This is a genomic window from Corynebacterium cystitidis (assembly GCF_900187295.1).
Classification (GTDB): Bacteria; Actinomycetota; Actinomycetes; order Mycobacteriales; family Mycobacteriaceae; genus Corynebacterium; species Corynebacterium cystitidis.
Window position 1 is genome coordinate 1392572 of record NZ_LT906473.1, and the last position, 21165, is coordinate 1413736.

Annotated in this window: 22 protein-coding genes; 2 read left to right on the forward strand and 20 right to left on the reverse strand. The window is 58.0% G+C overall.

Annotation, left to right across the window (positions count from 1 at the left end):
- Positions 1-8 precede the first annotated feature (8 nt).
- From CKV99_RS06515 to CKV99_RS06540, 6 genes are all read right to left on the reverse strand, one after another.
- Positions 9-1127: a cysteine desulfurase family protein gene (locus CKV99_RS06515; RefSeq protein ID WP_092257163.1), complete on the reverse strand. Its 1119-nt coding sequence runs from the start codon at positions 1125-1127 to the stop codon at positions 9-11.
- Entirely contained in the window at positions 1124-2074 is a 951-nt protein-coding gene (locus CKV99_RS06520) for an electron transfer flavoprotein subunit alpha/FixB family protein (protein ID WP_092257160.1), read from the reverse strand. Before CKV99_RS06520 ends, CKV99_RS06515 begins: the two co-directional genes overlap by 4 nt.
- An 8-nt stretch (positions 2075-2082) precedes the next feature.
- On the reverse strand, positions 2083-2871 hold the full coding sequence (locus tag CKV99_RS06525; protein WP_092257155.1) for an electron transfer flavoprotein subunit beta/FixA family protein: 789 nt from the start codon (positions 2869-2871) through the stop codon (positions 2083-2085).
- A 62-nt stretch (positions 2872-2933) separates the two neighbouring features.
- Positions 2934-4100, reverse strand: a complete 1167-nt coding sequence (locus CKV99_RS06530; protein WP_092257152.1) for a THUMP-like domain-containing protein — start codon at positions 4098-4100, stop codon at positions 2934-2936.
- Positions 4087-4953: an NUDIX hydrolase gene (locus CKV99_RS06535; RefSeq protein WP_092257149.1), complete on the reverse strand. Its 867-nt coding sequence runs from the start codon at positions 4951-4953 to the stop codon at positions 4087-4089. The genes CKV99_RS06530 and CKV99_RS06535 overlap by 14 nt, the downstream gene beginning before the upstream one ends.
- Positions 4954-5009: 56 nt before the next feature.
- On the reverse strand, positions 5010-5843 hold the full coding sequence (locus CKV99_RS06540; RefSeq protein WP_092257146.1) for an ABC transporter ATP-binding protein: 834 nt from the start codon (positions 5841-5843) through the stop codon (positions 5010-5012).
- A gap of 100 nt (positions 5844-5943) precedes the next feature.
- Between CKV99_RS06540 and CKV99_RS06545 the strand changes: the two genes are divergently transcribed.
- Together CKV99_RS06545 and glgB are read left to right on the forward strand one after the other, a co-directional pair.
- On the forward strand, positions 5944-7968 hold the full coding sequence (locus CKV99_RS06545; RefSeq protein ID WP_092257143.1) for a maltotransferase domain-containing protein: 2025 nt from the start codon (positions 5944-5946) through the stop codon (positions 7966-7968).
- Positions 7969-8093: 125 nt separating this feature from the next.
- Positions 8094-10298, forward strand: coding sequence for a 1,4-alpha-glucan branching protein GlgB (gene glgB, locus CKV99_RS06550; protein ID WP_177178100.1), 2205 nt, complete (start codon positions 8094-8096; stop codon positions 10296-10298).
- Between the two features lie 23 nt (positions 10299-10321).
- Here glgB and CKV99_RS06555 read toward each other — a convergent pair whose 3' ends face one another.
- The 14 genes from CKV99_RS06555 to CKV99_RS06620 all read right to left on the reverse strand — a co-directional run bounded on the left by CKV99_RS06555 (position 10322) and on the right by CKV99_RS06620 (position 21148).
- Entirely contained in the window at positions 10322-11209 is an 888-nt protein-coding gene (locus CKV99_RS06555; RefSeq protein WP_092257140.1) for a tetratricopeptide repeat protein, read from the reverse strand.
- Positions 11202-11525, reverse strand: coding sequence for a thiamine-binding protein (locus tag CKV99_RS06560; RefSeq protein WP_092257137.1), 324 nt, complete (start codon positions 11523-11525; stop codon positions 11202-11204). Before CKV99_RS06560 ends, CKV99_RS06555 begins: the two co-directional genes overlap by 8 nt.
- A 24-nt stretch (positions 11526-11549) precedes the next feature.
- Complete coding sequence (locus CKV99_RS14745) at positions 11550-11858, reverse strand: hypothetical protein (RefSeq protein WP_169872609.1); 309 nt, start codon at positions 11856-11858, stop codon at positions 11550-11552.
- Positions 11859-12551: an endonuclease NucS gene (nucS, locus tag CKV99_RS06570; protein WP_092257131.1), complete on the reverse strand. Its 693-nt coding sequence runs from the start codon at positions 12549-12551 to the stop codon at positions 11859-11861.
- A 10-nt stretch (positions 12552-12561) separates the two neighbouring features.
- On the reverse strand, positions 12562-13026 hold the full coding sequence (locus CKV99_RS06575; protein WP_092257128.1) for a DUF2550 domain-containing protein: 465 nt from the start codon (positions 13024-13026) through the stop codon (positions 12562-12564).
- Positions 13027-13250: 224 nt separating this feature from the next.
- Complete coding sequence (locus tag CKV99_RS06580) at positions 13251-13619, reverse strand: F0F1 ATP synthase subunit epsilon (RefSeq protein WP_092257125.1); 369 nt, start codon at positions 13617-13619, stop codon at positions 13251-13253.
- A gap of 9 nt (positions 13620-13628) precedes the next feature.
- Positions 13629-15080: a F0F1 ATP synthase subunit beta gene (atpD, locus tag CKV99_RS06585; RefSeq protein ID WP_092257122.1), complete on the reverse strand. Its 1452-nt coding sequence runs from the start codon at positions 15078-15080 to the stop codon at positions 13629-13631.
- A gap of 3 nt (positions 15081-15083) precedes the next feature.
- Complete coding sequence (locus CKV99_RS06590) at positions 15084-16058, reverse strand: F0F1 ATP synthase subunit gamma (RefSeq protein ID WP_092257119.1); 975 nt, start codon at positions 16056-16058, stop codon at positions 15084-15086.
- 51 nt (positions 16059-16109) lie between these two features.
- The gene (gene atpA / locus CKV99_RS06595) at positions 16110-17786 is read right to left on the reverse strand and encodes a F0F1 ATP synthase subunit alpha (protein ID WP_092257116.1); all 1677 of its coding nucleotides are present in this window, start codon (positions 17784-17786) and stop codon (positions 16110-16112) included.
- 18 nt (positions 17787-17804) lie between these two features.
- Positions 17805-18635, reverse strand: coding sequence for a F0F1 ATP synthase subunit delta (locus tag CKV99_RS06600; protein ID WP_092257113.1), 831 nt, complete (start codon positions 18633-18635; stop codon positions 17805-17807).
- Positions 18636-18640: 5 nt separating this feature from the next.
- The gene (locus CKV99_RS06605) at positions 18641-19210 is read right to left on the reverse strand and encodes a F0F1 ATP synthase subunit B (RefSeq protein ID WP_092257110.1); all 570 of its coding nucleotides are present in this window, start codon (positions 19208-19210) and stop codon (positions 18641-18643) included.
- A gap of 48 nt (positions 19211-19258) precedes the next feature.
- Positions 19259-19498: an ATP synthase F0 subunit C gene (locus CKV99_RS06610; RefSeq protein ID WP_092257106.1), complete on the reverse strand. Its 240-nt coding sequence runs from the start codon at positions 19496-19498 to the stop codon at positions 19259-19261.
- Positions 19499-19612: 114 nt separating this feature from the next.
- On the reverse strand, positions 19613-20410 hold the full coding sequence (atpB, locus tag CKV99_RS06615; RefSeq protein WP_092257379.1) for a F0F1 ATP synthase subunit A: 798 nt from the start codon (positions 20408-20410) through the stop codon (positions 19613-19615).
- A gap of 360 nt (positions 20411-20770) precedes the next feature.
- Positions 20771-21148: a hypothetical protein gene (locus tag CKV99_RS06620; RefSeq protein ID WP_092257376.1), complete on the reverse strand. Its 378-nt coding sequence runs from the start codon at positions 21146-21148 to the stop codon at positions 20771-20773.
- Between the last annotated feature and the right edge of the window lie 17 nt (positions 21149-21165).

Consider the following 21165-nt stretch of genomic DNA (forward strand, 5'->3'; position numbering starts at 1 on the left):
CATTAACGTTATAAACTTCCTGCAGCTCGTGCTTTATCAACAACATCAGCAATGTTATCCACCACAAACCGCACGTCGTCGCGAGTAGTAGTCCTGCCCAAGGTGAACCTTAAAGCCCCCATCCCGGTACGCTGGTCTACCCCCATCGCCTCAAGCACATGGCTCATTCGGTTCACTCCGCTGGCACATGCAGACCCTGTTGAGGCCGCTATTCCCAACGTGTCGAGCAGCATAATCAGCGAGTCCCCATCAGCACCAGCAAACATGACATGGGCATGCGTCGGAAGCGCCGGCTTACTGGTGGTCACGATCACGTCGTCGACCCGCGAGCGCACTCCGGCAATCAGCTCGTCGCGCAGCTGCCGCACCCGTGCTATCTCTGCGTCCATCTCATCAACCGACGCACGCAAAGCAGCCGCTGTCGCTGCGGCAGAAGCAACGTCAACAGTTCCGGGCCGGAGACCTCGCTCCTGTCCCCCGCCGAATACGGTTGCAGCAGGCACAGGTGAGCGACGAGCAAGTAAGATCCCCGTACCGCGCGGCCCACCAAATTTGTGGGCACTGATAGCTAGGGTCGTCGCTCCGAGCGCATGAAAATCGATGGGTAGCTTGCCGGCGACCTGGACCGCATCGATATGCACGGGCGTGCCAGCGGCTGCTGCGCGCGCCACAACCTCACCCACCGGTTGAATAGCGCCGGTCTCATTATTGGCCCACATACACGTGGCCACGGCGGCCGGCTGATCAAGAGCCGACAGCTCAGCAATATGGCCGGACCTTTCGACGGGTAGCCACTCCACCGTGGCACCCTCAAGAGCCTTCACTGTTTCTAACACAGCCGGGTGCTCGATTGGTGCCGCAACAACCCTGTCAAGCACTGAGGCTTGATATAGCCCGCGGATTGCGATGTTGTTGGCCTCAGTGCCCGAACCGGTGAACACCACCTCGACCGGGTCTGCCCCCAGCACAAGCGCAATTTCCTCACGGGCTTCCGCCAACACTTTATTGGCGTGACGCCCGTCAGCATATTGTCCCCCAGGGTTCAGCGCGCCGGAATGCTCCACCCATGCGTCAATTGCGCACTGACGCATGGGTGTGGTTGCCGCATGGTCGAGGTAAATACTCACTTGCGTTTGTTGATCTCGTCGATAAGCGCCGGAACGATCTCTTCGACATCACCGACCACGCCAATATCCGCAATCTGGAAGATCGCTTCATCGGAATCCTGATTCACGGCGACAATGGTGCCGGACGTCTGCATGCCGGAGGTGTGCTGGATCGCCCCCGACAGGCCCAGGCCGATGTAGAGATCCGGCGAAATGGTCACACCCGTCTGGCCGATCTGCGCGCTCGCAGGTGCCCACCCCTCATCGACGACGTCGCGAGTAGCCCCCACGGCGCCACCCAGCGCGTCAGCCAGAGGTTCGACGTACTCCTCGAAGCCTGTCTCAGACACGCCGCGGCCCCCAGCGACCACAACGGATGCCTGGTTCAGGTGTGGGCGGTCGCCCTGCTCCGCAGGGGTGAAGGACGTAACGACGACATCCTTGGCCGTCGCAGCGGGAAGGGCCATTGCAGCAACCTGGCCTGCACCTGGCTCAGCTACCGGTTTTAAAGCACCTGGGCGGACGGTGTACACAGGGCATGAGCCACCGGCAACCGCGGTGGTCACCACGGAACCGCCGAAGATCTCGTGGCGTGCCGCGCCTCCGGTTTCGATCCCGACAACATCGAGCAGCACGCCAGAGGCCAGGCGCGCCGCCAGGCGTCCAGCGATCTCGTTGCCCGTCGCTGTCGCAGCGATTACGAACGGCGCTGGATTGGCAGCCCCTAAAGCGTGAAGCGCATCTACCTCGGGCAGGATTAAACGCTGTGCATAATCTTCGGCTGTGGCATCGATCACCTGGACTGCACCGGCCTCCGCTAACGCAGGTGCCAGTGCTTCCGCCTGCCCGGTAGCGCCGACAACCACGGCAGAGACAACACCAAGTGGGCGTGCTGCAGTAATAAGTTCGTTGGTGACAGGGTCTAGCTGGCCGGATGTGTGCTCGACCAGGACATAAACGTGTGACATGTGTTCTCCTAGATGAGGTTCTTCGCAGCGAGCTTGTCCACTACCTGGGCTGCAATTTCTTCCGGCGAGCCAGAGTCAATAATCTCGCCTGCGGTACGAGTGGGCACCTCGGTGACCGTCTGGACCACGGTTGCAGAGTTATTCAAACCAACCTGGCCTGCATCCACACCAATCGCAGCGAGATTCAACTGGGTAACGTCGGCCTTTTTGGCGGCAGCCAGGCCCTTAAAGTTGGGAAACCGTGGGCTGGCAGCCTTGTCCGAGACCGCAATAATGGCAGGTGTCGCTGCCTCAAGCTCCCAGGTGCCCTTATCGTCGTAACGCGTGGCAGTTACTGTGCCACCTGCAAGCGACACCTCGCCAACCTCAGTCAGAGCGGGGATCTGGCGGTACTCGGCCAATAGGCCTGCCATCACGCCGCCCTGGCCGTCTGATGACTGGTTCCCGGTGACAATGAGGGCAACATCGTCAATGGTGTTGATCGCGTTGGTCAACGCCCACGCCGTGGCAACGGCATCGGAACCAGCCAGTGCTTCGTCGGAAAGCAAAACGGCATCATCCGCTCCCATCGCTAGAGCCTTGCGCAGGGCCTCGTCGCTACCTTCCGGGCCCATGGACAGCGCGACGACGCGATGCTCGCCTGCTTCTTTAATTTGCAAGGCAGTTTCGACGGCGTATTCATTAATCTCATCGATGATGGAATCGATGTTCGTGCGATCGAGTGTATGGTCCGGTTCCAGGACTTTTTCAGACCAGGTATCCGGAACGTTTTTCACCAGCACCACGATGGTGGTCATGTGTGCTTCACCTTTCCGTTGTTGCTTCCTTTGTAACGCTCTACAGTAGCCTAGCCCGAATCCTAGCCCGAAAGTTGAGGCCGAACACTGCCCGCCCACTGGCGGGCGCCGCAAAGGTAGGCAGTGGCGGTATCCCCAATTCGCGCAACGACTACCGCCATCGCCCGCTTTCCTTTAAGTTTCATCTTTTTCCGCAGCTGATCGGGGTTAATGTCCACCCCGCGCACCAAAATTTCCAAACTACCCGCCCCGTGCGCGTGCAACGCCGAGCGAAGTTTCTTCAACGACACCTCTTCGATGAATGGAAATCCACTCCAGCCCGCAGGAATATCCTCGCCGCTCAGAAAAGCGATGTGGCTATCTAGCATCCACAGCCCGTGGCGCGCCGCCCAGCCTCGGACGAGCCCGGCGCGAATCACGGCGCCATCGGGTTCGATGATGTATTGACCAGGCCCGCGCACGTCGACTTCGGCGGAGTCGAGGTCAGTAACGACTTCGTGGCGCGCACCTAACATGGTTGCTTCACGACGAGCGCCCGTGGTGAGTCCCGGCGTGTAGAGGCACGTCTCTTTTACCGCACCGTCAACGCTGACTACGTTAACGAGGCCTTCCCATCCCGAGTAGTCGATCCCCGGCGCGCATTTTATGGCAAGCTCGCTTTCGGCGTAGGTGGCCAGCAGCTCCGGCAGCGGTGGAATGAGCTGTGCGGGGTCGGTGATGCGCCGACCTGCTGCGCGCCGAGCGGGGTCTGCGACTATGACGTCAGCGTGGCTGGTGCGCCCTAAGGCGTCGGCACGCACCAGCCACGCGTCCTCGCCGAGGTTGTGGCGCGCCATGCGAAGGCGTTGGGCATCGAGATCGCTGCCCAACCAGTCCATGTCACGGCCGCGAATACTTGGCGCTTCGGTGCCGATGGAACACGTGACGTCATGCACGAAGCGCACCCCGGCCGCCTGGAGATGTGCGGCGCGGTGCTCGGCCACCGCCGCTGGGGTGGCTTGTTGGGCTGCGTCTGAGTCGGTGAGCCAACAGGCGGGGAACTTATCGACGGCGCTACGACGGGCGACCACGAGTTCAGTGACGGCCCGTGCATAGGTGCCAAAGTGAGTGCGCAGTATTGTGTGGTCGGCCAGCATCGATTTCTTGGTTAACGCGAGCTCGGCAGTCACCTCGTCGATAAGCGTGCTGTGCGCTGTGAGGTAGTCAATGTCTTTGTCAGTGAAGGCCACCGATTTTGCCAATCCTGTCCTCGGGGCTGTGGTTGAAAAAGTCTGCGTAGCGCTCGATATGTGTGGGGTCTCCTACAACAGGGCTGAGATCCTGCTCGCGTGCGGCGGATTGGACTTCAGCAACCGTTTCAAAGCGGGAAAGATCGAGCAGCTGCGCCCACGTGGCTACGGCGAAGCGGACTAGCCCGACGCGCCAGCCCTCGATGAGCAAGCTCGGCGGGAACCAGTTCGCGTCGTCGGCCTCGCCGGTATCGCCGTCGGGGGTTTGACCTTCCGGCACGGTGGCCACGAACGAGAAAGTGTCAAACCAGTTACCTACCTCGGACTGGCCGACCCATCTGCCCCACGGTTCTAATTTGTCTGCGTTGACCTTGAGGTTGTTCTTGCGCAACACGTCGGTCAGCGCGGCGGTGTGGTTGACCAATTTGTCCCGTGCATCTGAGAAGGGGCGGGTATCAGACAGCATTCGTCCGTCTGCGTCGGCGACTAGCAACGTACCAGTCTCTTCGTAGATCTCGCGCACTGCGGCGAACACGAGTGCGTGGGCTTTGTATTTGTTCAGGCCGAGCCGGCGCGCGATCGATACAACGCTGCGGCCCGTCCATAAATCACCGGAGTCCCACGAGCGGGGCGGAAAGTCGCGGCTGTCCACGCCCCCTCCGGGAAAAACCGTCATACCAGGATAGTTACGCATGGTGCGCACACGTTCTTGGGCCCACACTTCGAGCCCGCTATCGCCGTCGCGGATGAGCATGACCGTTGCGGCGAGGCGTCCCCCGTTGAAACCTGTAGTTTCGGTGGGATCGATTCTGTCGACCTGATCGGCCGAAAACGCTCCGCGCGATCGGCGCATCTACCCCACCTCCTTGTCCAGCCTGAATAATCCTGACTCAGGTTGACTAAGCCTGACTAAGCCCTGTGTGCTCCTCCTCGACGCGAGCGCCGTGCGAAGTACCGACCGTCCACCTGGTCTAACTGGATTGGTTGGTGGTAGGCAGCAGTCAGGTTGTTACTTGTCAGCACGTCGTCGATGAGTCCTTGAGCCACCACGTTACCTTCATCCAGCAACATGGCGTGGGTGAAACCGTACGGGATCTCTTCGACGTGGTGGGTGATCATCACGATCGCGGGCGCGTCTGCGTCGAGTGCTAGGTCACCCAAGTAGGCCACTAGATCTTCGCGTCCGCCTAAGTCCATTCCGGCACCGGGCTCGTCGAAGATGAGCAGCTCAGGGTCTGTCATAATTGCGCGTGCAATCATCACGCGTTTGCGCTCACCGTCGGAAAGCGTGCCCCATTCACGCTCCAGCAGGTGCAGCGCACCGAGCTGTTCTAGTTTTTCCGCGGCCTGCGCATAATCCATCTCGTCGTATTGCTCGCGCCAGCGGCCCAAGATCGAGTAGCCTGCCGAGACGACTAGGTCGCCGACTTTCTCGGTACCTGGCACGCGCTCGCTGATCGACGAGGAGGCCACGCCGATGGAGGCGCGGAGGTCACGCAAGTCGGTACGACCAATCTGCTCACCCAGTACGAAAGCGGTGCCAGCTGATGGTTGTACTTCTGCTCCTGCCATTCGGATCAGGCTTGTTTTGCCCGCCCCGTTGGGGCCGATGATCACCCAGCGCTCATCAAGTTCCACCTGCCAGTCAACGGGGCCAACAAGAGTACGACCGCCACGGCGAAGCTCCACACCGCGAAAATCGATCATCAAATCGGAATCAGTTTCCAGCTGGATGTCATTCATGTCTCCTATTGTGACCTATTTTCCATCTCTACGGTGAAAGTGACACGTTTTGACTAGGGTAGAAGGCGAAGCATTTTCCTAGAGAGAGAGCTATGAAACAATGACTGGACGACTTGGGATCGATGATGTAAGGCCACAGATTTCCGGCCGCACCCTACCGGCAAAGGCGGTAGTCGGCGAAGTAGTGCCGATCTCCGCGTTAGTTTGGCGCGAAGGCCATGACGCAGTCGCAGCCACTGCCGAAATCACCCCGCCGCAGGAGGAACGCTTCTCGATCCATATGCAGCAGGAGACCTACCGTCCAGATAACGTCCACGCCGTCTTCGTACCCGATACTGAGGGCTTGTGGCGTTTCCGCATTGACGCATGGTCTGACCCGATGGCTACGTGGCGCAACGCGGTGACCAAGAAGCTAAACGCCGGTCAGAGCGCAGACGAGCTGGCGAATGACCTGCACCATGGCGTCGAGCTATTCGAACGGGCAGCAGAGCAAGCCCCGAAGGCTGACCGCGAGGTGCTGCTTGGTGTGGCGCGCACGATTAACGACGACACCCTCCCGATCGACCAGCGCGTCAACGCAGGTTTGACTGATGAAGTTCGCGAAATCCTCGATGAGTACCCACTGCGTGAGCTGGTGACCCGCGGCCCCATCTGTGAAATCGCAGTCGAGCGTCGTGAAGCATTGGTGAACTCCTGGTACGAGCTCTTCCCTCGCTCTACCGGCGGGTGGGACGCAGACGGCAACCCTGTCCACGGCACGTTCGAGACCACCGCGGCAGCACTTGATCGCGTGGCGAAGATGGGATTCGACACCGTCTATTTCCCGCCGATTCACCCCATCGGTGAAATCAACCGGAAGGGCAAGAACAACACGTTGACCGCCGTCGACGGTGACGTGGGCTCGCCCTGGGCCATTGGTTCCAAGGCTGGTGGACATGATGCCGTCCACCCTGAGCTCGGCACCGAAAAAGACTTCGTGCGCCTAGTCAAGCGAGCCGAAGAACTCGGCCTTGAAATTGCGCTCGACCTCGCATTGCAGGCTGCACCAGATCATCCTTGGGCTCGCGATCACCGCGAGTTCTTCACTGAGCTTGCCGACGGCACTATCGCCTACGCCGAGAACCCGCCGAAGAAGTACCAAGATATCTACCCAATCAACTTCGATAACGATCCGAAGGGTATTTACAACGAGGTGTACCGCGTTGTCATGCACTGGGTGAATTTGGGTGTGACCACCTTCCGGGTGGATAACCCACACACCAAGCCGGTGAATTTCTGGCAGTGGCTGATTGACCGCGTGCACGAAACCAATCCGGAGGTCATTTTCCTCGCTGAAGCATTTACCCGCCCGGCTCGCATGTTCGGCTTGGCAAAGATTGGATTCTCGCAGTCCTACACCTACTTCACCTGGAAGACCTCAAAGGAGGATCTCACTGACTTTGCGTTGATGGTCTCTGGTCTTGCCGATGTGTCGCGGCCGAACTTGTTCGTAAACACCCCAGATATCCTCCACGAATCACTCCAGAAGGGAGGCCGCGCGATGTTCGCCATCCGGGCAGCGCTGGCGGCCACAATGAGCCCGCTATGGGGCGTGTATTCCGGTTATGAACTCTACGAACATGTGCCGGTCCACGAAGGCAGCGAGGAGTATCTGGACTCTGAGAAGTATGAGCTGCGCCCGCGCGACTTCCAGACTGCGCTGGACAACGGTGACTCGTTGGAGCCGTACATCACCCAGCTCAATCACATTCGGCGTGAAAATCCTGCGCTGCAGCAGCTGCGCAATATTCACTTCCACGACATCGAGAACCCGAATCTGATCGCCTACTCGAAGGTAGATGCAGTAACTGGCAACGCTGTCTTGGTCGTGGTGAACCTGGATTCTTACGGTGGGCAGGAAGGCATGATCAATGTGGACATGGAGGCGATCGGCTTGCGCCACGGTGACACCTTCAAGGTCCACGATGCCGTCAGCGGTGCTGAATACATCTGGGGAGATCGGAACTTTGTGCGCCTCGAGCCGTTGAAGGACGTCGCCCACATCTTCATCTTGCCGGATGTTCTTCCGGAGCGCCGCGAGAAGCTCGCGTGGCGCGAAATTCCTGAGCACGACTATCGGCCATAGTGCGCCATAGTGCGCCCAAAGAGATTGCATTCAGTTTCCTGGGAACTTCATAAGACACAACCGAGGCTCTCAGGTAACTTCACTATTGAATACCTTTTCACTATCGAACATTAAAGGAACTACCCATGACTGAGGGCCAGAACATCGACTCCGCTCTGTTGATCCCCGACACAGACCGCGAACGACTACGTAAATGTAGCCACCATGCACCACATGATTTCTACGGCTGGCACTCCACCTCCACGGGATCAGTCATCCGCACCCGCCAGCTCGGTGCCGAAAACGTCGCGCTGCTCATTCACAACCAGTCTTTTGACATGACCCCGATCGGCGACGACATCTGGGTCTACGGGCTTGACGACGAACTGACTCCGGATTACCGGCTCAGTGTGAAGTACCCAAATGCGGAACCCGTCATCATCGCGGATCCGTACCACTTTCTGCCCACCCTCTCCTCTTTCGATCTGCACCTGATTGCAGAAGGCCGCCACGAACGGCTCTGGGAGGTTCTCGGCGCTAACGTTCACACCTACCAGACCACCATGGGCTCAGTCTCCGGGACCGCGTTCGCTGTGTGGGCACCGAATGCCGAAGGTGTTGCGGTGATCGGTGACTTCTGTGCGTGGAACCCCAACCAGTACCCCATGCGAGTCCTCGGCTCGACGGGGATCTGGGAGATCTTCATCCCCGGTATCGAGCCCGGCACAACCTACAAGTTTGCGATCCAGACGAAGGACGGCCACCGTCGCGACAAGGCTGACCCAATGGCGAAGCAAACCCTGGCTCCCCCGGAGACCGTATCCCAGGTCGTCGACCAGTCCCTATATGAGTGGGGCGACGCAGAATGGGTCAAGGCCCGCGATGAGCGCGACACGATCAACGCCCCGATGAGCATCTACGAAGTCCACCTAGGCTCGTGGAGAATTGGGAAGGGCTATGCAGAACTCGCCGACGAGCTAGTGGAGTACGTCTCCGAGCAAGGCTTCACCCACGTGGAGTTTCTCCCTGTTGCGGAACACCCTTTCGGCGGATCCTGGGGCTATCAGGTCACCGGCTACTACGCACCGACCGCGCGCTGGGGTTCCGCCGATGACTTACGCCTGCTCATTGACCGCCTCCATCAGGCCGGCATTGGCGTCATCATCGACTGGGTTCCCGCCCACTTCCCGAAGGATGATTGGGCGTTGGCGCGATTCGACGGCACCGCGCTCTACGAACATCCAGACTGGCGCCGCGGTGAACAGAAGGACTGGGGCACTTACGTGTTCAACTTCGGCCGCAACGAGGTGCGTAACTTCTTGGTTGCCAACGCACTGTACTGGCTAGAAGAATTCCACATCGACGGGCTGCGTGTCGACGCCGTGGCATCCATGTTGTACCTCGACTACTCTCGCGAAGACGGCGAGTGGCTCCCCAACCAGTACGGTGGCCGCGAGAACCTCGACGCTGTTCAGTTCCTGCAGGAGATGAACGCTACTGTCTTACGCGAGCACCCCGGTGTGGTCACCATCGCCGAAGAGTCCACCTCGTGGCCGGGCGTCACCTCACCTACTGAGCACGGTGGCCTAGGCTTCAGCTTGAAGTGGAACATGGGCTGGATGAATGACACCCTCGAGTTCTTCAAACTCGACCCTGTTCACCGCTCCTACCACCACAACGAGATCACCTTCTCATTGGTGTACGCCTTCTCCGAGAACTATGTTCTGCCATTCAGCCACGACGAGGTTGTCCACGGCAAGGGCTCTCTCTGGGGCCGGATGCCAGGCGACGACTGGAACAAGGCCGCTGGCCTGCGTACCCTCTACGGGTACATGTACTCCCACCCGGGCAAGCAACTGATGTTCATGGGCCAGGAATTTGGCCAGACCGGCGAGTGGGATGAGGCACACTCCATCGACTGGTCCAACCTCGAAGGATGGGGGTCCGAGTACCACCTTGGTATTCAGCGTCTGGTGCGCGACCTCAACAATATTTACAAGGACCAGCCCGCCCTGTACTCCCAGGACAACACTCCGATGGGATTCCAATGGGTCAAGGGCGACGACGCAGCTAACAACCTGCTGGCCTACGTTCGCTGGGGCACCGACGGCACCCCGATCCTGGTGACCATCAACTTGTCGGGCGCCTCCCAGCTGAACTACCGCCTCGGTGTGCCGCGCGCAGGTGAGTGGGAGCTGCTGCTCAACTCCGATGACAAGGTATACGAAGGCGCCGGCAACGATCTTGCCCGCACTGTCTACACATCGCCGGAGCCGTGGGATGGTCAAGACCAGTCGGTGGAACTGCACATCCCAGCGATGAGTGTGCAGTACTACATCTTCAAGGGATAGTTTTTTCGCACGCTCGTAGCTGGCTAGAAAATGGAAGAGGCTAGGCGCGTCCTCGCCTCTTTCACGCGCTCATCCGTGGAATCGAACAGGCTGAGCAATTCAAGCAGACGTGTCTTGGCCGCCTCTTTGTCGCTGCCAGCGCTGCGTTCCATGAACAACAGTAGGCGCCCGAATGCCTTCTCGGGTGCCCCGGCAACCACTTCAGCGTCCGCCGCGTCAAGCTGCTTATCGACGACATCCGGTTCGGCCTCCGCCTCCGCAAGAGGATCGGTAGTCCGGTTCTGCGGATCCAAGCGCTTCATCACAGCGACTGTCGCTTTGGCCTGCTTGATCTCTTTATTTGAGGGATCTTCAGCCAGGATGTCGTCGTAAATGCGTGTCGCAGCGTCAAAGTCACCGACGTTGAGGGCAGCCGTAGCCGCCTCCAGACGCGGATCCTCCGGCTCGTCGTGTTCTGTGGCACCCTCAGGCAGGCCCTGCAGCTGCGGCCCCACCTGCTGCACTAAAGTATCAACCCACTGTTGCACCATCTCTGCCGGTTGGGCACCCTCGAATGACGTCACGGGCCGCTGCGCTGCCAGTGCCAACACCGTGGGCACGCCACGCACCCCCAGTGCTTGTGCAATCTGCGGGTTGGTATCCGCGTCGACGTACCCCACAACAAAGGAGTTGTTGCCTTGTGCAGCTAACTGTTGGAACGTGGCCTTGAGGCTTTCTGACTCCTCAGAACGCGCCGAGCCAACCAACACCACAACAGGAACCTGCACGGAGCGCTGCAACACGTGGGACTCGAGGTTGTCTTCGCTGACAGTAAAGAAACTCTCGACCGTACTCGAGGCCAACTTTTCGCGGGCCTCGGCCTGTTGTTGCAACCGGGCCAGATCCACGGCACCGTATCCTGGGTTAGTCATTTAGTTTTCCTTCCTTATACCTCAAAGCTTTTTCCAGCGAGTCCATTTTCTGGTGGAGCTGGTCCGTATACCCCTCGCGGATATCCACCTTAATGACCAGCGACACCCGCGGCGACACCGCACGGACAGCGTCGGTAGCACGCTTAATCACATCCATCACCTCGTCCCACTCACCCTCCACGATGGTGAACATCGCGTTGGTCTCGTGGGGTAGGCCCGAATCCCGCACAACTGCGACGGCTTGGGCGACTGCATCGGACATTTCGGCCCGAGGATTATTAGTAACGGTAGGTGCGACAGAAAATGCAGCGATCATGCAGACCAGTGTAACGATTTACGCTTAACGACGGTCCCAGCAGTGTCGGTGCCAATGACGCCGGTCATCTCCCCGACCGCCATAATCCCGGGGCCACGCCACGATGTGCGCCACCCCGGGCGGGATATTCTGATTACACCCCGGGCACACATAGAATTTCGTGGCCCGCGATGCCCCGATGTGCCGCACGAGAAAAATTTCGCCCTGCGTCCACCTCGGCCCTTCTACTTCCTGGGTGCCTAGGTAAGCCGCACCATCGCGAGGCAACTGACGAGGAGGGTGAGCCGACACACCCCTATTGCGTCTCCGCGAAGGACGATTCCGCCGTGGCACTTAGAACAGCCTCAGTTCGTTGGTCTCAATACCGCGCAAATCATCATAGTCCAGCACGACACAGCGGATTCCCCGGTCTTCTGCCAGCGTGCGAGCCTGGGGCTTTATCTCTTGGGCAGCAAAAACACCAGAAACAGGCTTGAGTAGTTCATCACGATTCAACAACTCAAGATAACGGGTGAGCTGCTCTACTCCATCAATACCGCCACGCCGTTTAACTTCCACAGCCACGTTCGTGCCATCAGCAGCCTGGGCAAGCAAATCCACCGGGCCGATCGCAGTCGGGTACTCTCGCCGTATCAGTGAATAACCCTCGCCAAGAGTCGTAATATGCTCCGCTAGTAGTTGCTGCAAGTGGGCCTCAACGCCATCTTTGACCAGTCCTGGGTCTTCCCCCAAGTCAAAGGATTTTTCGTGGTAGATCTCCTCGATGGTCAGACGCAGCTGTTCCCCTTTCGGATTTTCCACGATCCACAGCAGTTCCCCGGTGTCCTCACCGTCGATATCCACGATACTTTCCTCCGCTAACGTGCACGGAGGTGTCATCCAGTTGAGCGGTTTGTAGGCACGATCATCAGCATGCACAGACACCGAACCATCGGCTTTCACCATGATCAACCGATCTGCCATGGGCAGATGGGCATCCAAACGGCCAACATAATCGACACAGCAGCGGGCAATCACAAGACGCATGCCCTCTACTTTAACCTTGCTGACGCGCCCGCCCAACACGCTGTGCCAGCGCGCGGTGGTCTACCTTTTCTTGGCGCACATCGGGAGCTGCCTCAAGCCAGGAAATTAACGCCATAATGCCCCGTCGGTCCGACGCAATCTCATAAGAACGATCCCCTACCAAGATCTGAGTAATGCGCGTACCGCGGGGCATAATTTCAAATTCCTGCGCAGTCGGCGTGCGATGTGCCTTCACCACAACATTCTTCCGATCAATCACAAGATCAGCACGCGGTGCTATTGAACGCAGCTTGTAAAAGTACACCAACTCTGTGTTATACCGGATAGCTCCGTGACGCCATGAGTTCAGACTTTTCGCCGGAAACCGACGAAGCAGCACCGTCGTAGCTCGAGACCGGAGAGTGATAAAACGCCAGGCAGATAAGGCCAGGCAGGCCACTGCGAGGATGACCAAGATCCAACCGATAAATTCCATCACAGTTCTCCTGAGGGACCACGAAACTCAATTAAGAATTGATGTTACCCCGATTTGCTTGACGCACCAATCGGCTATTTGGTTGATGTTTCAGGCCACAACCACCCAGGTAATCGTCGTAAAGCACACCAACGAGGAAGAACAAGCCCGGGGCCTACCACACGATGTACGTGCGGTAGGCCCCGGGCTGAATCTATCCGAGAAGGAAGACAGGCTTACTGCCCTTAATTCTTGCTGCGACGTACAGCGGCCAGCTCAGCTTCCGAGCGAGCCTTGAGGGTATCGTCATCACTGTCAAGCTCGGACTCGGCCTTAGAGGTGTCAACCTCGTCAGCAAAAATGGCGTAATCCGCAAGGATTGTCACCTTATCCGCAGTAACTGACAAAAACCCGCCCTGGACGGCGGTAATAATCTTGTCGCCGTCAACAGGGGTGATGGTCACGACACCATTTTCCTTGAGTTGGCCCAAGATTGGCTCGTGCCCAGGCAGCACACCGATCTCACCCTCGGTGGTCTGAGCGGTAACGATGCGGGCCTGACCAGACCACAGCATGCGCTCCACTGCAACCAGTTCAACGGTGATTTCAGCCATGTGCTTCTCCTACTTCCCTTGCAGCTTCTCGTACGCCTTTTCAACGTCGTCCAAGCCACCCAAGCCGTTAAACGCCTGCTCTGGGTAAGCGTCGAACTCGCCGTTGCAAATGCGTTCGAATGCTTCGATGGTCTCCTCCAGTGGAACGAAGGAACCTGGGTTGCCGGTGAACTTCTCCGCAACGAAGAAGTTCTGGCCTAGGAAGCGCTCCAGGCGACGGGCGCGCTGAACAGTGAGCTTATCTTCCTCACCGAGCTCGTCCATACCCAGAATCGCGATGATGTCCTGTAGTTCCTTGTTCTTCTGCAGGATGTTGATCACGCGCTGCGCGACCTCGTAGTGCTTCTCGCCCACAATCGATGGCTCGAGGATACGAGAGGTCGAGGTCAGCGGGTTCACTGCAGGGTAGATACCCTTGGAAGCGATACCACGGTCAAGCTCAGTGGTTGCATCCAGGTGGGCGAACGTTGTCGCTGGCGCCGGGTCGGTGTAGTCGTCGGCAGGCACGTAAACGGCCTGCAAAGACGTGATCGATCGGCCCTTGGTCGAGGTAATGCGTTCCTGAAGCACACCCATCTCGTCAGCCAGTGTTGGCTGGTAACCCACTGCAGAAGGCATACGGCCCAGCAGAGTGGATACCTCAGAACCAGCCTGGGTGAAACGGAAGATATTGTCGATGAACAGCAGCACGTCCTGGTCCTGCACATCGCGGAAGTACTCCGCCATGGTCAGACCCGACAGAGCGACACGCATACGAACGCCTGGTGGCTCATCCATCTGGCCAAAGACAAGCGCGGTGTCCTGCAACACGCCCATCTCTTCCATCTCTAGGAACAAGTCGGTGCCCTCACGGGTGCGCTCGCCCACACCGGCGAACACGGAGGTACCGGAGAAGTTACGCGCAATACGAGTAATCATCTCCTGGATCAGAACAGTCTTACCCACACCTGCACCACCGAAGAGGCCAATCTTGCCACCCTTCATGTACGGGGTCAGCAGGTCAATGACCTTAATGCCCGTTTCCATGATCTCGGTGGAGCCCTCCAAGTCCTTAAAGGCTGGAGGTTCACGGTGGATGCCCCAGCGCTCACCATCAACACCCACAGACGGGTCGTCGAGGCAGTCGCCGAGTGCGTTAAAAACGTGGCCCTTGACTTGGTCGCCCACCGGAACGGTGATTGGGCGGCCGGTGTCAACAACCTGGGCGCCGCGGACCATGCCGTCGGTAGGGCCCATTGCGATAGTACGAACGAGGTTATCGCCCAGGAACTGGGCAACCTCGAGAGTTACGGTCTTTGCGACTGCCTCGAGAGTGATCTCGACATGCAGCGCGTTGTAAAGTTCGGGCATCTCGTCGCGTGGGAACTCCACGTCGACGACTGCGCCGATGACGCGAACGACGCGACCGGCAGTAGACCCTGCCTGATCCGTGTTCTGCTCATCAATCTGAGCTGTAGTCATGATTTAGTCACTTTCTCCGCTGTCTGACAGCGCGCCAGCGCCGCCGATAATTTCGGTGATTTCCTGGGTGATCTGTGCCTGACGGGCCTGGTTCGCTTCACGAGACAAGTCATTGACCAGTTCGGTTGCGTTATCCGTAGCCGCCTTCATCGCAGTACGACGTGCAGCCGACTCGCTTGCCGACGACTCGAGCAAGATCGCGTAAAGCGTCCTGGAGACGTAGGTGGGCAGCAGAGCGGTGAGCAACGTATCTGCATCCGGTTCGAACTCCATATCTGCATGAACCTCGCCGGAAGATTCCAGCAAGGACTCTTGGCGGACATCGACTTCTTCGATAACCGGTTCGATCGGCAGAATCTGGTTCACTGTTGCCTCCTGCACCAGCATGGAAACAAACTTGGTGTACACCACGTGAACCTGGTCGAAACCGCGGACCGGGGTGCCCTCGCTAGTGAACAGGCCTTCACGCCACTTGGCTTCACCGTCGGAGCTCGCTTGGAACCCGTCGATGAGATGGCGACGCACGTTGTGCGTCTCTTCCCAGGTTGGGTCCTGTGACCAACCGGTCCAGGCACCAGCAATCTCCATATTGCGGAACTGGTAGTGCCCGACGCCCTTGCCGCCTGTGACGTAACGAACGACCTCGTAACCGTTTTCCTCAAGAAGCTTCTCGAGTTCAGCGGCTTTCTTCAGGACGTTGTAGTTATAGCCGCCGGCCATACCACGGTCAGAGGTGACCACGAGTACGGCTGCGACCTTTCCATCCTCACGCTCACGGAGCATGGGGTGGTCCAGGGAGCTGGCGGCAGCGAGCCGCTCCATGACGTCTTGCAGTTCATTCGCGTACGGCTTGGAAGCCTCGACGCGCTGCTGGGCCTTGGTGATGCGCGAAGTAGCGATCAGCTCCTGGGCCTTCGTAATCTTCTTCGTTGAGTTGACGGACCGGATCCGGTCACGTAATTCGCGAAGTGTTGCCATGGTTTACTCTCCTCCCTTCCTTGTGCTTAAGACGGTGAGTAACAAATTTGCTTACTTACTGACTGTCTTGCGCTGGACGGAGAGCTGGGACTTTTCAATGTCTTTTTGATCCATCGCCTGTGCTTCAGGCTCACGCACAATGCGCTCACCGGAGCTGGTCTGGAAGTTTCTCGCGAATTCAGCGTTGGCCTTCTCGATGGTGTCCTTGGACTCGTCGGAAAGCACCGCGCCGCCAGCAATCTGCTCATAGACCTCCGGGTTGGAGGAGCGCAGGTGCTCTTGGAAATCGCGCTCGTAACGGCGAACGTCTTCGACGGGAACGGAGTCAAAGCCGCCTTCGTTGGCGAGGTGAATGGATACAATCTGGTACTCCACCGGCTGCGGGGAGGACTCTGGCTGCTTGAGCAGCTCGACGAGGCGCTCACCGCGCTCCAGCTGTCGCTTCGAAGCAGGGTCAAGATCGGACGCGAAGGTAGCGAACGCTTCAAGATCACGGTACGCAGCAAGATCCAGACGCAAGTTACCAGCAACCTTCTTCATGCCCTTGGTCTGTGCAGCGCCACCGACACGGGACACAGAGATACCCACGTCGACTGCAGGGCGCACACCCTGGTTGAAAAGATCCGACTGCAGGAAGACCTGGCCGTCAGTAATGGAAATAACGTTGGTCGGAATGAATGCGCCGACGTCATTTGCCTTGGTCTCGATGATTGGCAGGGCGGTGAGGGAACCAGCCCCTAACTCATCGTTGAGCTTTGCCGCACGCTCCAACAGACGGGAGTGGAGGTAGAAGACGTCACCTGGGTAAGCCTCACGGCCTGGAGGACGACGCAGCAGAAGCGAGATGGCACGGTATGCCTCAGCTTGCTTGGTCAGGTCATCGTAGATCACCAGAACATGCTTGCCCTGGTACATCCAGTGCTGACCAAGAGCTGCACCGGAAAACGGTGCCAACCACTTGAAACCAGCAGAGTCAGACGCAGGAGCCGCCACAATGGTGGTGTATTCCAGCGCACCGTTGTCCTCGAGGGTCTTGCGCACACCAGCGATGGTGGAACCCTTCTGGCCAACAGCAACGTAGATGCATCGCACCTGCTTGGATGGGTCACCGGACTCCCAGAAAGACTTCTGGTTCAAGATCGTGTCAATACAGATCGCGGTTTTACCGGTCTTGCGGTCACCAATGATCAGCTGGCGCTGGCCACGGCCGATCGGGGTCATTGCGTCAATCGCCTTGATGCCTGTCTGCATAGGTTCTTCAACCGGCTGACGGTCAAGAACACCTGCAGCCTGCAATTCAAGTGCACGCTCTTCGTCGGAATTAATTTGGCCCAAGCCATCGATTGGCTGGCCAAGTGGGTTTACAACGCGGCCGAGGAATTCATCCCCGACCGGAATCGACAGGACCTCTCCGGTCCTGCGTACCTCGTCACCCTCAGTAAGGGTCTCGAATTGCCCCAAGACCACGACACCGATGGTGTCTGTGTCGAGGTTCTGTGCGACGCCGATGACGCCATTGGGGAACTCGAGCAGCTCATTTGCCATGCAGCCTGGTAGCCCGGAAACCTGGGCAATACCGTCCGCTGCCGAAATGACCACGCCGACCTCCTCTCGGGAGGCCTCCGCGGAGTAGCTCGAGGTGTAGTTCGCTATCGCGCTACGGATCTCATCGGAGGAGATCGTCAGCTCCGCCATGTTCTTCCTGCTCTCGGTAGATTCTTCCAGCATAAGTGTTTCTATTGGTCCTTAGTAGTTCGTGGTCGCAAGGTTAGCGCGGAGACGGGTGAGTTTGCCACGCGTCGAACCATCGATAACCTCGTCGCCAACACGGATGATCATTCCACCGAGGAGGCTGGGGTCAACCTCGGAGTGAATGGACATCTCTTGACCGTAAATTCGTCCCAGCTTCTCGGCGAGTGCCGAACGCTGTCCTTCGTTCAGTTCTGCCGCAGACTTGACGTGAGCCGCCGTCCGCCCAGTCAAGGCAGCTGCCTCGACCGCGAGGTTTTTCACATCGTCTGCGGGGTTAAGCTCTGGTCGGCCAATGACCTGCAAAGCTAGTGCTTCGGTAACCGTAGTCACCTTTCCGTAGAGGACGTTTGCCAAGAGGCTTCGACGGCGCTCTGCGGTTTCTGTGCGATCGGACAGCAGCTGCGTGAGCTCGCCTTCTCGGTCCAGGATTCGCGACAGTTGGAAGAGTTCTTCTTCTACCTGTCCGAGCTGGCCTTCAGCTTCGGCTCCGCGCAGAAGTGCGTGACGGCCAAGCTGAACCAGTCCGCTACGCATTTCGCGTGGTGTGGACCATTCACATTCGGCCGCGGCACGCAACACCTCGAGGGTGCTGTCTGCAACCTTGCCCTGGAAAACCTCGGTCATGATTCCGGTGCGCTGGCCACTCTCCGCAGCGGAGTTAGCAACCGCAACACGCAGCGGGCGGTTTTGATCGAGCTGTTCCACAGCGAGGAATAGTTCGGCACCAGTTTGCTTGGCCAGGGGCACTGTGTTCTCTGCGTTTTTCAGCATCGTGTCAATGTGCTGCCTGACCTGCGCTAGTGCTTCGCGACTTGCTGCTCGCATATCGCCTACTTTCGTGCCTGGGAAACGTTGTCGAGCTCAGACAGGAAGTTGTCGATCGTACCCGAGCGGCGGGTGGAGTCCGACAGTTCGGAGCCCAGCAGCTGCTCTGCAAGGGTGATCGAGTTCTGTCCAAGTTCGGTACGCAGCTCTGCGACAACCTGATCGCGGGATGCCTGCAATTGCTTCTCGCCAGCTTCTACGATGCGACGGGCCTCGGCTTCTGCTTCTGCACGCATATCCGCCTGGATCTGCTTACCCTTTTCACGGGCTGCTTCGCGGATCTCAGCGGCTTCAGCGCGTGCTTCTGCCAGTTGCGAGTTGTTCTTCTCCAGGGCAGCCTTGGCTTCAGCCTGAGCAGCTTGAGCACGCTCAATGCCGCCCTTGATCCGGTCTTCGCGCTCTGCCATCATTTCCTGGAATTTGGGAAGAACGTACTTCCACATCAGCAGGAGAATAATGATGAAAACAACGGCAGACCAGACGACATCGTACAGCTTTGGCAGCAGGATGGAGTTGCCACCCTCAAGTGACAAGGTTTCACCCTCTGCCGCCAGGTAATAAATGACGTTCGTCATAGGTTGCTCCTGTTTCTAAAGAATTGAATGTCTCTTTGGTGATTCTTCTTAGAACAGGAAGCCTGCAACCAGGCCGATCAGAGCAAGCGCCTCAACGAAGGCGATACCCAGGAACATGGTGGTACGCAGCTGGCCAGCCATCTCAGGCTGACGGGCCATACCCTCAACGGTCTTGCCGACGAGGATGCCAATGCCCAGACCTGGGCCAATGGTTGCGATGCCGTAGCCGATTGCGCCAAGGCCGGTGATCTGAGACTCTGCAGCCTGTGCCAGGATGATCTCGTTCATGTGAAAGTCGTTCCCTTTCTAGATGTCCGGAAGCGTTGAGATTTGTTTGTGCTTCGGACGGTTGTGACGAAGTAATATGTGGGGTATTCAGTTGGTCACGCGCGGACGCGTTTGTTAATGCGAATCTGCATGTAGTGAGAGCTCGATATATACAGCCGTCAGCAGAGCGAAAATATACGCCTGCAGGAAGATAATGATGAGCTCATACAAGGTGAACAGAACCGCTGCGAAGATGGTCACTGCCGACATCGCAGTCCAGGCGTTGAGCTGCCAGAAGAAGAAGTTCGTAGCAGAGTACAGTAGGACCAAAATGATGTGGCCGGCCAGGAAGTTCGCCATGAGACGAAGAGCCAGGGTGACCGGACGCAGAATGAATGTCGAGAAGAACTCGATTGGCACCACCAGCAGGTGTAGTGCTGGAGGCAGGTTCGGGATAACCACCGAAGACTTGATGTATTTGCCGAAGCCGTAACGCTGGGCGCCGGCGTAAATCATTGCTATGTATGCAACAATCGCGAACACGATCGGAGCACCGATTCGTGCGTTTGGCGAGATGTTGAGACCAGGAATGATCGTGGCAACATTCATGATGATAATGGTGAAAAATAGCGTCGCGATCACCGGAAGGAATCGCTTGCCATCTTTCTTGCCAAGAATGTCCTCAGCAATGTGTACCCTCACGAAGTCAACTGCGATTTCACCAAAGTTCTGCAGACCTTTAGGAACCAGCTTTGGGTTCCTAAAAGCAAGAACAAAAAAGATCACAAGGATTGCCGCCATGAGCAGGCGGACAATCATAATGCGATCTAGTGCGAACGCACCGCCGAGGAAGTCCTCCCCGATGATGTGACCGTAGTATTGCCCCGGGAAAAATTCTGGGTCCAGTTGGGGTGGATGGAACTCACCCTTCATGGCCAAAGTCATAACGCTCAGCGTTCCCTCCCGTTCTCGGGCCGCAGCTTTGCGCTGCGGTGCGATGGACGTCTTCAAATCATCTGCCCCCGCGGCGGACTCCGTCGCACATCAGCGTCCGCGGTGGCAGGGGATGTTCCTTGGCAGATGAATCCGCCTAGGTAACCCGCAGATTAACCTATCAGCCCTCTCCCCTTTCGTTGTCCGCAAGGGGTACAAAACGTGTTTCTGGTACGTCCGGCATCCCCCGTTTCAGGGGATTCTGCGGATCTTCGCAGCTCACACAAAAATGTAAAGTGTGTCACAAAGGTGGTTTTATGTTCAACTTGAGCAGCGCTATAACGAATAGATTCTGATTAGTTATCCCACATAGGTCACGCGCGTTGTCACCACACCCCACACTTCAGTGGCCAGCACAACAACCAGCGCTGCGATAGTTGTTACACCCAACGCGGTACTGTCGTAAAAGTCCATGGTGCGAAGCCACGCGAGCACCAGCAGCAACACCACTATCTTGACTAGCCAGCCCCCAAGAACCACAGCCAGGGTTGTCGAAGGTGAAGTATTTGACGTTGCCAACACCGAGATGACTGTCGCCAACACGAAACCACCTCCGATGGCGGCACCGATGAGAACTCCCCAAATCCCTGGTAACTCCCGCAGACCTCCCCAGACGGCCAATGAAACGATAGTCAAAATCACCAGCGCCCACGATCCAAGCCGGAGGGCACGAAGCAGGGGGCGCTTGGGATCTT

What these genes read in the sequence shown, in the direction of transcription:
- CKV99_RS06605 (WP_092257110.1), bottom strand. Translation starts at nt 19,210, where the DNA reads ATGACGAACGTCATTTATTACCTGGCGGCAGAGGGTGAAACCTTGTCA.
- atpA (WP_092257116.1), bottom strand. Translation starts at nt 17,786, where the DNA reads ATGCTGGAAGAATCTACCGAGAGCAGGAAGAACATGGCGGAGCTGACG.
- atpB (WP_092257379.1), bottom strand. Translation starts at nt 20,410, where the DNA reads ATGAAGGGTGAGTTCCATCCACCCCAACTGGACCCAGAATTTTTCCCG.
- CKV99_RS06590 (WP_092257119.1), bottom strand. Translation starts at nt 16,058, where the DNA reads ATGGCAACACTTCGCGAATTACGTGACCGGATCCGGTCCGTCAACTCA.
- CKV99_RS06525 (WP_092257155.1), bottom strand. Translation starts at nt 2,871, where the DNA reads ATGACCACCATCGTGGTGCTGGTGAAAAACGTTCCGGATACCTGGTCT.
- atpD (WP_092257122.1), bottom strand. Translation starts at nt 15,080, where the DNA reads ATGACTACAGCTCAGATTGATGAGCAGAACACGGATCAGGCAGGGTCT.
- CKV99_RS06580 (WP_092257125.1), bottom strand. Translation starts at nt 13,619, where the DNA reads ATGGCTGAAATCACCGTTGAACTGGTTGCAGTGGAGCGCATGCTGTGG.
- glgB (WP_177178100.1), top strand. Translation starts at nt 8,094, where the DNA reads ATGACTGAGGGCCAGAACATCGACTCCGCTCTGTTGATCCCCGACACA.
- CKV99_RS06520 (WP_092257160.1), bottom strand. Translation starts at nt 2,074, where the DNA reads ATGTCACACGTTTATGTCCTGGTCGAGCACACATCCGGCCAGCTAGAC.
- CKV99_RS06600 (WP_092257113.1), bottom strand. Translation starts at nt 18,635, where the DNA reads ATGCGAGCAGCAAGTCGCGAAGCACTAGCGCAGGTCAGGCAGCACATT.
- CKV99_RS06545 (WP_092257143.1), top strand. Translation starts at nt 5,944, where the DNA reads ATGACTGGACGACTTGGGATCGATGATGTAAGGCCACAGATTTCCGGC.
- nucS (WP_092257131.1), bottom strand. Translation starts at nt 12,551, where the DNA reads ATGCGTCTTGTGATTGCCCGCTGCTGTGTCGATTATGTTGGCCGTTTG.
- CKV99_RS06540 (WP_092257146.1), bottom strand. Translation starts at nt 5,843, where the DNA reads ATGAATGACATCCAGCTGGAAACTGATTCCGATTTGATGATCGATTTT.
- CKV99_RS06555 (WP_092257140.1), bottom strand. Translation starts at nt 11,209, where the DNA reads ATGACTAACCCAGGATACGGTGCCGTGGATCTGGCCCGGTTGCAACAA.
- CKV99_RS06560 (WP_092257137.1), bottom strand. Translation starts at nt 11,525, where the DNA reads ATGATCGCTGCATTTTCTGTCGCACCTACCGTTACTAATAATCCTCGG.
- CKV99_RS06535 (WP_092257149.1), bottom strand. Translation starts at nt 4,953, where the DNA reads ATGCGCCGATCGCGCGGAGCGTTTTCGGCCGATCAGGTCGACAGAATC.
- CKV99_RS06575 (WP_092257128.1), bottom strand. Translation starts at nt 13,026, where the DNA reads ATGGAATTTATCGGTTGGATCTTGGTCATCCTCGCAGTGGCCTGCCTG.
- CKV99_RS06610 (WP_092257106.1), bottom strand. Translation starts at nt 19,498, where the DNA reads ATGAACGAGATCATCCTGGCACAGGCTGCAGAGTCTCAGATCACCGGC.